The organism is Kitasatospora sp. NPDC034533, assembly GCF_055575155.1.
The window spans coordinates 35,702-46,302 of sequence record NZ_JBVITE010000067.1; the positions used below are offsets into that span (position 1 = coordinate 35,702).

The 10,601-nt window shown below is 67.7% G+C and carries 8 protein-coding genes and 1 pseudogene; 7 read left to right on the forward strand and 2 right to left on the reverse strand.

Annotated elements, in window-relative coordinates; translation table 11 throughout:
* The first annotated feature begins 120 nt into the window (after nt 1-120).
* From ACZ55U_RS32560 to ACZ55U_RS32580, 5 genes are read left to right on the forward strand one after another with little or no spacing between them, the layout of a single operon-like run.
* Complete coding sequence (locus ACZ55U_RS32560; RefSeq protein ID WP_465531970.1) at nt 121-1,233, forward strand: TniQ family protein; 1,113 nt, start codon at nt 121-123, stop codon at nt 1,231-1,233.
* Complete coding sequence (locus tag ACZ55U_RS32565; protein ID WP_465531972.1) at nt 1,233-1,964, forward strand: TnsA-like heteromeric transposase endonuclease subunit; 732 nt, start codon at nt 1,233-1,235, stop codon at nt 1,962-1,964. Before ACZ55U_RS32560 ends, ACZ55U_RS32565 begins: the two co-directional genes overlap by 1 nt.
* Nucleotides 1,961-4,090, forward strand: a complete 2,130-nt coding sequence (locus ACZ55U_RS32570) for a Mu transposase C-terminal domain-containing protein (RefSeq protein ID WP_465531974.1) — start codon at nt 1,961-1,963, stop codon at nt 4,088-4,090. Before ACZ55U_RS32565 ends, ACZ55U_RS32570 begins: the two co-directional genes overlap by 4 nt.
* A complete protein-coding gene (locus ACZ55U_RS32575; protein WP_465531976.1) occupies nt 4,087-5,277 on the forward strand; it encodes a TniB family NTP-binding protein in 1,191 nt (396 codons plus the stop codon). The genes ACZ55U_RS32570 and ACZ55U_RS32575 overlap by 4 nt, the downstream gene beginning before the upstream one ends.
* Nucleotides 5,278-5,305: 28 nt before the next feature.
* A complete protein-coding gene (locus ACZ55U_RS32580; RefSeq protein WP_465531978.1) occupies nt 5,306-6,760 on the forward strand; it encodes a TniQ family protein in 1,455 nt (484 codons plus the stop codon).
* Here the strand turns inward: ACZ55U_RS32580 and ACZ55U_RS32585 are convergent.
* A complete protein-coding gene (locus ACZ55U_RS32585) occupies nt 6,739-7,215 on the reverse strand; it encodes a hypothetical protein (protein ID WP_465531980.1) in 477 nt (158 codons plus the stop codon). The genes ACZ55U_RS32580 and ACZ55U_RS32585 overlap by 22 nt on opposite strands.
* 212 nt (nt 7,216-7,427) lie before the next feature.
* Nucleotides 7,428-7,805 carry a TniQ family protein gene (locus ACZ55U_RS32590; protein ID WP_465531982.1) on the reverse strand — a complete coding sequence of 126 codons (378 nt, stop codon included), beginning with the start codon at nt 7,803-7,805 and terminating at the stop codon, nt 7,428-7,430.
* Nucleotides 7,806-8,186: 381 nt separating this feature from the next.
* Between ACZ55U_RS32590 and ACZ55U_RS32595 the strand changes: the two genes are divergently transcribed.
* Nucleotides 8,187-9,152, forward strand: a complete 966-nt coding sequence (locus tag ACZ55U_RS32595; RefSeq protein ID WP_465531984.1) for a hypothetical protein — start codon at nt 8,187-8,189, stop codon at nt 9,150-9,152.
* Between the two features lie 345 nt (nt 9,153-9,497).
* Nucleotides 9,498-10,293: pseudogene (locus ACZ55U_RS32600) on the forward strand (IS5 family transposase).
* Nucleotides 10,294-10,601: the final 308 nt, after the last annotated feature.

Below are 10,601 nucleotides of genomic sequence, written 5' to 3' on the forward strand. Positions count from 1 at the left end.
CCCGGACCGGTGTAGGCCGTGCCCAAAGGTGATAGCAGGCCAGCCAACTTGATAGCGCACTTGATAGCAGACGCCTTGTACTTGATAGTGATGTGGGTCACTGAGAGGTGAGGGGTGGGGATGCTGCCACGACGGCTGGCGCTTGCCGTCGCGCCGGAAGAGGGGGAGTCGTTTGCGTCCTGGGTGGATCGGATGGCGAGCTTCAACCACTGCCCACCAGGCGTGATGGCCGACCTGTTGGGCTTACCCGTGCGGGCCGTGAGCGAGTCGCGGCCGTTGGCGTACGGGGTGAGGGCCGACACGGAGCTCCGCCGGGCGGTGCACGCCGCCACCGGGGTACGCGAGCATGCGGTGGAGCGGATGCATCTGGCCGTTTTCGACGGTGGGGTGCTGAACCTGGCGGATGTCTGGGACGGGGACGAGACGGCTGTCCGCACAGCTGGTCGGCGCGAGTGGGTGGACCTGTTCGGCAGCCGGGCGTGCCCGCGGTGCCTGGCGGAGTCCGGTGGGGTGTGGCAGCTGCGCTGGAAGCTGTCGGGGGCGGGGATATGCCCCGAGCACTCGGTGGTCCTGCTCGACCGCTGCCCGACCTGCAACGTCCCGCTGCGGTACGGCGGCAGTAAGCCGTCGGGACTGTCGCGCCGACGTGCGGGACATCCGACCGTGTGCGGGAGCGTGACGGGCGGCTACGAGTGCCCCCAGGCGCTGTCGTCGGTAGCTGCGACGGAGGCGGACGCCGAGGTAGCCGAACTTCAGAGCATCTGGCTGCGGAACACCGCTCATGACGCGCGACCGCGTCTTGGCGGTGAAGAGGTGCCGATAGCGGTGTGGTTCGCCGCCTTCCGTGCTGCGGTGGTGATGATCCGACTCGGTCTGCCGGACGTGCTCACGTCGATTGGGCGTCTGCCGGAGTGGATCCGTGCCGCGCTGCTGGACGAGCGGTCGGAGCGGGGCAGCAGCGGAGGCCGGTACGGCTGGGGGCCGGCGACCGCGTCGGCGGCTGCCGCCTTCGTGACCCTGGTCGTCCCGGTGCTGAGTTCGGCCACCACGCGTCAACTGGCGGAGCACATTGGTCCGTTGGTCGAGGCGCTGGCCGCGCGGGGGCGCCTTGCGGCCCGGCCGCTGACCCGCATGGACCTGCCCGCCGTGTTCGCGCGCGCGGTACTCCAGAACCTGCCCGCGGGCGCGCGGGCCGAGAAGCTATGGCGGCAAGCGGCGGAGAAGGGGAGCTGATGACGGCACGCGACATCGACCTGGTGCGGGTGCGCTACGTGGACGGCGAGGGGAGCGAACACCTGGTCCGGCTGGACCAGGTGGCTGATCTGCCCTTCGAGGACGCGAAGATGGCCCGCGCGATCCCGAGCCACAAGGATCAGGGCCACACTCCCGGCAGCTACTGGTCCTCGACGATGGGCGACCTGGTCGAGTACGAGAGCTACCTGGAGTCGAAGTGGCTGATGATGCTCGACTTCGATCCGCGGGTGACCGCGTTCTCCACGCAGCCGCTGGAGTTTGACGGCATCGACAGCGAGGGCCCGTGGCAGCACACGCCGGACATCTTCGCCCGCCGTGTGGACGAGAGTTGTCTACTCCTGGACGTCAAGAACCCGGAACAACTCGATCACCCGAAGGTGCGGCTCCAGGCCGAGCGCACCCGCAGGACATGCGAGCGGCTCGGCTGGGACTACGACATGGTCGGCGAACCCCCCGAACAGCGCTGGACGAACGTCGACTCCCTACTCGGCGCCCGCCGGCCCCTGCACCTCGGATCCGACCTCGTACCCCGCCTGCTGGAGCTGGCCCGCGACGGCGTCACCATCGGCGACCTGCTGAGTTTCATGGAGTACCCCGACCTCGCCCGAGGAGTCCTGTTCCATCTGATGTGGCATCACCGCATCACCGCCGATCTCGACGCGCCGCTGCGCGATACGACCCTCGTCCAGACCGCCCAGGAGCCGGCATGACACCACCTCGTGAGCCGTTCCGACTGCGACGCGGCGCCCGGCTGTTGCTCGACGACATCCCGCAGACCGTCACCGGGATCACCGACGACGGCGTACGCCTGCGCGCGGACACCGGCGCACTCACCCTGATCGGCGCGGGAGAACTGCTCGCCGACCCCTCGTTCCAGCCGTACGACGAAGAGGTTGACGCTGCCGATCCGGTTCGGGCCGAGCCGGACGCGGGCGCCCTGCTGGACGGGTTGACCGAGGAGCAACAGGAAGAACTCCTGGAGGTTCAGCAGCACTTCCTGGAACTCACCACCGGCTACCGCTCGGGAAACCCCGACGCTGCGCTGCCCGGAGAGCCCCGTCCCGAATACGCGCCCGGCGTTCCGATGCGACGCAAGGTGGAGAGCAAGGCCGCCGAACTCGGCTACGCGACCGCCCAGACGTGGAGACGGCTCAAGCGGTGGCGCGAGGAAGGACTGTGGGGCCTGGTCGACCGCCGCACCCTGCGCACCTCCGACCCGTTGGCGGGCGTCGACTCGCGGCTGATCAACGCGATCCTTGCTCAGCACGACGTCAACGAAGTGGACGACTCCACCGGCAGCCTCAACCGGCTGCGGCGCCGGGTCGAACGGCGCCTGGAGGCCGAGCACGGCCCGGGCGCGGTCACGGTGCCGCCACAGAGGTCCTTCAACCGGTACGTCGCCCTGCTGCTGCCCGGCCGCTACACCACGGGCCAAGCGACGACCCGGCAGTCAGCGGCGAACCGGCCCGACAAGGTCTACCAGCCGATCATCGCGCACCGCCCGGGCGAAGTGGTGATGCTCGACACGAGCTGGCTGGACGTGCGTGCCTACGACCCGGTCACCGACACCGTGTCCTCCGTCGACCTGACGATCGCCATCGACGTGTGCACCCGCAGCCTGCTGGGCTGGCGGCTGGTGCCCAAGGGCACCAAGGGTGTGGACGCCGGCATGGTGATCGCGGACGCCATGATGCCCGAGCCAATGCGCCCGGGATGGCCCGACTCGCTGCGGCACAAGGTCCTGCGGCTGCCCTGTGAGCCCCTGCTGTCGATGGACGAGCGGTTCGCCGCCGCAGCGGCCCGCCCCGTGATCTTCCCTGAGCGGATCGTCATCGACCACGGAAAGGCGTTCGCCTCCCAGGCCGTCAAAAACGTCTGCCGCCGCTACGGCATCACCATCCAGGACGCCCGCAAGTACCGGCCCACCGACAAACCGCAGGTCGAGGCCGCCTTCAAGACCATCCGGACCCAGTTCTCCGAGCACATCGCCGGCTACAAGGGCAACCACGTCGTCCACCGGGGCCGCGACGTGGACGCCACCGCCCGCTGGACGATCGAGGAACTCGAGGAGTTCTTCGCCGAGTACGTCGTCGCCGTCTACCAACGGCGCCGTCACAGCGGCCTGGTGCTGCCGGGCTTTCCCGAGGTCAACCTCAGCCCGAACGACGCCTACCGCCTCGCTGTCCACCGCTGCGGCTACATCGCCGCTCCGCGCGATGCCAACCTCTTCCTGGAGCTCCTGCCCATCCATTGGACGGGCATCAACCACTACGGCGTCCAGAAGGACTACCTGCTCTACAACGACCAGCCACTGCGGCCCCACGTCGGCGCTGCCTCGCCCTACCACCACGCCAAGGGCAAGTGGCCGATCCGCTACGACCCTCGTGACATGACCCAGGTGTACTTCCACGACCCGTTCACGGGCAAGTGGCACACCATCCGCTGGACGCACGCCCTGCGAGGTCTGGAACCGTTCACGGACGTGACGCTGCGACAGGTCAAGCGCGAACTTCGCGAACGGGGCCGTGACCCGCAGGACCAGGAGGCGATCCTGGACGCGCTGCTGGACCTGCAGAACCGCACCGACGCCGCCGAGGCCTCCACGGCGCGCAACCGTCGGGCACGGGCGCGGGACGCCGAACGGGCCCGGGCCGCGGCCCGCGACCGTGCCCGCACCGAACTGGTGGACTCCGCTGCCGACGCGCCGCCGAAGGAGACCGTACTGCGGGCGGTGCCGGATCTTCCCGCCGAGGACGAGGAGTTCACCATCGACTTCGACAACCTCCCGTCCTTCGAGGTCTGGGGCGGCGGAACGGACGGGAGCGAGCGCACATGACGGGCGACAACACGCCGACGGAGGCCGGCGGATACCGGCATCCCGGGCTGGCCGAGCCACGGACGAAGGAGGACTGGTTCTTCTACGTCGACTACGAGCCGCCTCCCCGTCCGGTCCTGCCCCCGTACGAGGAGTACCTGGCGATTGAAGACGACGCGGCCCGCAGGCGTCTGAACCATCCGCGCAATCTCTACCACAGCGCGCTGGTGCTGGTCTGGACGCCGTCGATCCGCTACTTCGAGACCGAGATCACCGAGCTGCTGCTGGCGAACGAAGCGGCACCGCCCGGCGCCCGGCACGGGCTGCTGATCGACGGTCCGGCCACCGCGGGCAAGTCGACGCTCATCAAGATGATCGCCCGCAAGCTCCAGAGGCAGCTTCGCGAGGACTTCCCCGAACGTTTCGAACCCCAGATCGGTGACTACGTGCCGGTCGTCTACGTCTCCTTGACCGACGAGGTCACCTCGAAGCAGATCTCCGTCGCCCTCGCCCGCTACCTCAACGTTGCGACCAGCGGCACCAAGGACGACATCGACCACCGGGTGCTGCTGGCCCTCAAGGCATGCGGCACCCAACTGGTCGTTTTCGATGATCTCCACTTCCTCGACTGCTCGCGCAAGGAAGGCCGGGCCGCGAACGACCACATCAAGTTCCTGGCCAACCACGCGGCCTGCACGATCGTAGGTACCGGCGTCGACCTGGAGGACAGCCCGTTGCTGTCGGAGGGAACCAGGGCCACCAGCCGCGAGCGCAAGGGCAGCCAGGCCGCTGAACGCTACGACCGCAACAACCAGACTGCCGGCCGGTTCAGCCGGCACGAACTGCGTGCCTTCAGCCTTGAGAGCGAGAACGACAAGGTGGAGTGGGCGGGCATGGTCAACGTCCTGGAGAGCGCCCTGGAGCTCTACAAACACGACAAGGGCAGCCTGACCCGGCTGCACTGGCGCTATCTTCACGAGCGCACGGGCGGCAGCATCGCGGGCTTGCACACGCTGATCCGCCGCAGTGCCATCAGGGCCGTCCAGTCCGGCAGTGAGGCGATCACCCGGGAGCTGATGGACAGCATCACGCTTTCCTACGATCACGAACGCGGCTACGCGAGGGTCCTCGAGCTGAAGCGCAGGGAGGAAAAGAAGAACACCCGCCGGCGGGCCGGGCCGGCAGTGGGAGAGGCCAGCGGGGCGTGAGCGCCAAGTTCGAGGCAGGGATGGCACGATGGCGAGTGTGAAGACGCTGCCTCGCCGGCTGGCGCTGGTCCCCGAGCCGTATCCGGGGGAGTCCTTGCTCAGCTGGGTCGACGCCCTCGCCCGGCACAACCGTGTCTCGCGATCCGCCGCGATCCGGATGGCCGGCCTGGTCGGGCAACGCCGGCAGCCGGGGGAGCTCACCCCGATGTTCGGGCTGCACGTCGACGAGCAGATCGCCGAGCACGCGCAGGCAGCAACCGGCGTCAGCCCCGAACAACTGAGGCGGATAACTCTGCTCCACTACGCGGGCACGCTCCTGGACCCAGCGCCCCGCATCCGCGATGTGCCCGGGCCCCTCAGCAGTTGGCAGTACCGACAGCGCATGATCCTGCGCGGACGTTCCCGGGCCTGCCCCGCCTGCTTGCGCGAGAACGGCGGCCGGTGGCTGCTGATGTGGCGCACGGCCTGGGCGTTTGCCTGCCCCCGCCACCGGGTGTACCTGATCGACACCTGTCCGGGCTGCCGCCAAGGACTGCATCAGACCACCACCAAGGCAGCCCCGACATCGCACTGCCCAGAACGGGCGCCCTCTGGCCAGCGTCGCAAATCCGGGTCACTGTGCGGGCGGGACATCGCCCGCATGCGGCCGGCCGTGATCACCGACGAGCACTTGCTCGCCTGCCAGGAGCGGATCGTGGCGCTCGCCATCGTCCCACCGTCCGAAGAAGCCGAGAGCCTGGTGAAGCAACTGCGGCGGGCCATGCTGGACGCGTATGTCGCACGCGCAGAAGTCCCCGACTTCCCGGCTACCGACGAAGCGGTGCACGACGCGTGGCACAAGACCGATCACCGCTATCTGCCGCCTTTCGGCGACGCGCTGCTGACCGCCGCGGCCCTCAAGATCGCCACCCTCGGCGGGATCAGCGTCCCGGCGGAACGACACCAGGCCGATGCCTTCTCCTGGGGAAAGACGGTCGTTCACCCTGACACCACCGCGCCCGGGGCCAACTACCCCGCCAACCGGTTCGGCGGTCGCTGCCGCCGCAGCGGATGCAAAGCCTGGATCAGCCCTGGGCAGGGCGCCTTGCTGCGGTGGCGCTCGCAGGAATCGATGCTGTGCGCCGAGCACGCCGCCGACGCGGCCCTGCCCGCCCAGCCCCGTGCCACATTGCACCCCAGGCCGGACCCGCTTGCGGCCTTCCTGCGCGAGCGCCTGGCCGAGGAAGAGAACGGCGTCGAAGCGGGTGACACCGCGCACCACGAACGGATCCTGAGTCTTCAGTTGGTTCTGTCCGCCTACGAGGCCAGCGATCTCCGGAGCAACGCGGGGAAAGCCCTGCAGTACGCGGTCCGCGCGCTCACCATCCCCTACGCCGGCCACGTCGACCACAACCCGTACTGGCTGCCGCGCCGAGGCGAGTTCCTGCGCGACGGCCCCGATCCCCGCAGCCTGCTCGCCGATCAGACCGCACGGTTCCGTTGACGGCTCGCCCTTCTGGATGGCAGCGGCTCCTCGGGGAACAGCCCGGCCAGACGGGGATAGTCCTTCACAGCGAGGCGGGCATCGGACAGCGGACGGCGCTGGAACCCCTCCGCGCGCTCCCGGAACCACGCGGCCCCGGCGACGCAGTCCTCCACAAGAAGAACGCGAGCGGCGATCCGCAGCATCGCGGAGATGGCGAGCGGCTCTCCCCGGCTGAACAACCAGGCGTACCCCGCCCGATGCGCGCGACTTCGGCCATCGAGCAGGGCCCGGCTCACTGCGTCCTCCATGTCGTCCGCGTGGGCACGAGAACCCACGACCCCGATCACGCGGACCAGGGCATCGAGGTCCCGCAGAGCCTCACGGGCCCGGTTGTTGCTCGCGTCGTCAGCCGGCGCGAGCAGGGCATCGATGCGCCGCTGAACGTGGACGGCCTCCTCGTCCTCGACGGGCACAACCGGCAACTCCTCCATCGGAAAGCCGCACCGGGGAAGTCCGCGGGGCCATGGCCCGGTCCTGGGCGGATTCAGCGGCTGGGTGCAGAACGTCCGCTGCTGGGCGTTGGTCGCCGTCGGCCGCCAATACAGTTGCATCCCGCAGCGCGGACACCGGTTGACCAGGTAGACCAAGTGGTCCGGACACAGGAACGTCCACTTCAGACGCCAGCTCAGCACCACCGTCCCTGCGAGGCCCGCAGGCACAGGGGGCAGGCCGTTGAATGCTCCCGGCGGGCCCATGGCTCCGAGGCTTGCCAGACCTTGTGAGCCGGCTGCAGAAGGGAGGGAAACGCGGTCGGAGCGTAGTGGCTGTAGAGCATCCGCCGTACCTGCACGGATTGAAGCCCCGTGCGCCGGTGCACCACCTGCAACTGTTCGTCGCTCATGAAGTTGTAGAAGCCGGTGCGGCCTGCCGGGAGCCCGAGAGCGTTCACGGTCCTCTGCCGGGACAAGCGAGTCGTCGCTGCCAGGTAGTCCACCCAACTGGTGAACGCCTCGCCGGGAAACGGGGCGGGAACGAAGGAGAGCCGACGGTCGTCATCGTTCATGCTGTCCTACAGTCGCGGAGTCGGAGCTGATCCCTGATTGTCTCCGACCGCCCGCCCTGGCGTGGTACGGGCGGTCTCAGCATCGTGCCTCTACTACTTGTAGATCACGGGTGGTCAGTCTGGCGGAACTGCTAGTTCCGCACACTCCCACCTCTTGGCGAATTATCCGCATTTACCGCCCCGAAATGACATAAATGGAACACTTCCGCAAATTGGCAATAAGGTAAATATCTCGCCTCATTGATTGGTTTGCGTGGGCACTATTGAGACATGTTTGGCTAAAAACTTTCCTTTGCTGGAAGGTCTTTGGGTTGCCTGGAATATTGATCGCAGGCAGCCCAAGTAGGGCCTGTCAAAATTGCATCCTTTGGGGGGACTGCATTGCGTAAGATATCGACGGTCATCGCTGTTGCCACTGTGGGCTTCGCCCTGGCCCCGTTCACGGCTCAGGCCGCCTCTCTGAAGGCGACCCCATCCACCCCGTGGGTAGCCGAGTCCGCGCCGGCCGTGATCCCGGCCGATGCCAGCATCGTCGAGCGGGCCGTGCCTTCGGGTGGGGCCAACGCCGACCGGATCAAGCAGTCGCTTGCATCGGTTCTGCCGTCCAGTGCCGGAATTGACGACGTGCTGACCGAGACGTACCAGGAAGTCGGGCAGACCACTCGCGCGAATATCTCCCTCCCCGGTGCAGACCTCACCGTGACTCGAGTGCGACTGCCGCGCGCCGTGCCAGCATCCTTCTTCGGGGGAACAGCAACCGTGAACCCCAACAACGACAAGGGGGTTGTCTTCGTTGACCCCACCGTCGATGCACCCCAGGTGTCGGTCGTCGCGCCTGATGGAACCGCGACCGTCTGGTCGCAGATCCCGGTGCGGACGACCTCCTCGCAGCTGGCTGCGAAGGCCCCCACCGCGGCCCAGCTCAAGGAGTGGGCCCTCGCCTACGACAAGATCAACCCGAGCACCGGGAAGGTGGAGCGACGGCAGGAACGTTCCCTCCTCCTGTCGGTTGGCTGCAACGTGGGCCACACGGAAGCGTGGGCGGACGGTGGCATGATCCACGCTGGAACGAGCATGCAGTGCAGCGAGGAGGGCCGTATGAACATGGCTGCGGCGATCTTCCAGTACCGAGGCCTCGGATTCTGGCGCGAGAAGGCCAGTGCAAACATCATCGACCAGTGGGGCTCCGGGGACGGCGTCTACCCCAGGTGGACCTGTGCCGCCGGAACCGGCAGCCAGCTCTACCGGCTGGAGAACGGTACGGCCTCGATTTATGTCGGGCCTGGCAACAACTGGACCCAGGGTGGCCGCTACATTGGTGAGGAACGCCGCTACACCTGCGGCTGATACCTGAGGGGCGGGCCCACGAGTTGGAGCACAAGAATGAGGCCGAAACCAGCACCGCTATGTTCGGCTGCGGTCTTTTCTCTGCGCTCATTGCTTGGCTTGCCCTTGCTGGACTCGCCTACCTGCTAGGAATCGGATCCGGCCTCAACTGGATCGCCTGGATTGTCGTTCCCTGCGCCGGCGTGGTCGGGATCGCCTACTGTCGGTCCCGGCTACGCCGACGCCACCCGGTGCAAGAGAATCCGCACGAATAGTCATGGCTGGGCCCCATCGTTCGTGCGGACGCTCTGGGCCCTGATCACTTAGAAGTTATCTCATTTGGGCTTGTAAGCTGCTCGCGTGACGATCGTGGAGCGCTTGGTGCCGGACGAGCTGTGGGAGCTGTTCCAGTTGGTGGTGCCGGCGACACCGAGGCGGCCGCAGGGCGGTGGTCGGCGCCGCTACGGGGACCGCGAAGTGCTGGCGGCGATCATCTTCGTCGCCACGTCGGGGTGCACGTGGCCCAACTGCCGCCTTGCTTCGGCCCGTCCGGGCCCACCGCGCACCGCCGCTTCACCGAGTGGAGCAGGGCCAGGGTATGGGCGAAGCTCCACCGCGTCGTCCTGGACGAGCTCGGCGCGCGGGGCGAGCTGGACTGGTCGCGGTGCGCGGTCGACTCGGTGAACATGCGGGCCCTGAAAAGGGGGAGCTGACAGGTCCGAATCCTGTCGATCGGGGCAAGTACGGGTCGAAGATCCACCTGCTCACCGAACGCACCGGCCTGCCCCTGTCGCTCGCGATATCCGGTGCCAACGTCCACGACAGCCAGGCCCTGATCCCTCTCGTCGAGGCGATCCCGCCGATCCGCTCACGACGCGGACCCAGGCGCCGCAGGCCCGGCAAGCTGCACGCCGACAAAGCCTACGACCACCGCTTCATCCGCTCCTACCTGCGACGACGGCAGATCCCGGCCCGCATCGCCCGCCGAGGCATCGACTCCTCCCAGCGCCTCGGTCGCCACCGCTGGGTGATCGAACGCACCGTGGCCTGGTTCGGCGCCTTCCGCCGGCTCCACCGCCGCTACGAACGCAAGGCCGACCACTTCGCCGCCTTCGCCAGCATCGCCGCCGCCCTCATCTGCACCCGCCGACTCCCCAAATGAGATGAATTCTTAGCCCCGTCGAGCCAGTACTCGGCGGGGCTAAGTGCTGCGAAGCGGTTGGTGCGGGTGTGGTGGGCGTCGATGCGGGCGAGTTCGCCAGCGCAGGGTATCTCACGTTCGGGCTCTGGCCTGCACTACCCGCTCCGACTGGCGACGCCAGGCGGAGCTACTTGCCCAAATGGGCTCACATGCCGTCTCTATGTTGCGCTGTCATCTAGTGTCCTGCACCTGAAATTCGCTTCATATCTGTAGCCTGTGCCCATGGCGCGTATGGGGCGGCCGATGGCCGAGCTGACCTTGACCGATGA

Bases quoted from the DNA above. Each gene is read 5' to 3' on its own strand.
- ACZ55U_RS32560 (WP_465531970.1), top strand. From the start codon at position 121: ATGCTGCCACGACGGCTGGCGCTTGCCGTCGCGCCGGAAGAGGGGGAG.
- ACZ55U_RS32565 (WP_465531972.1), top strand. From the start codon at position 1,233: ATGACGGCACGCGACATCGACCTGGTGCGGGTGCGCTACGTGGACGGC.
- ACZ55U_RS32570 (WP_465531974.1), top strand. From the start codon at position 1,961: ATGACACCACCTCGTGAGCCGTTCCGACTGCGACGCGGCGCCCGGCTG.
- ACZ55U_RS32575 (WP_465531976.1), top strand. From the start codon at position 4,087: ATGACGGGCGACAACACGCCGACGGAGGCCGGCGGATACCGGCATCCC.
- ACZ55U_RS32580 (WP_465531978.1), top strand. From the start codon at position 5,306: ATGGCGAGTGTGAAGACGCTGCCTCGCCGGCTGGCGCTGGTCCCCGAG.
- ACZ55U_RS32590 (WP_465531982.1), bottom strand. From the start codon at position 7,805: ATGAACGATGACGACCGTCGGCTCTCCTTCGTTCCCGCCCCGTTTCCC.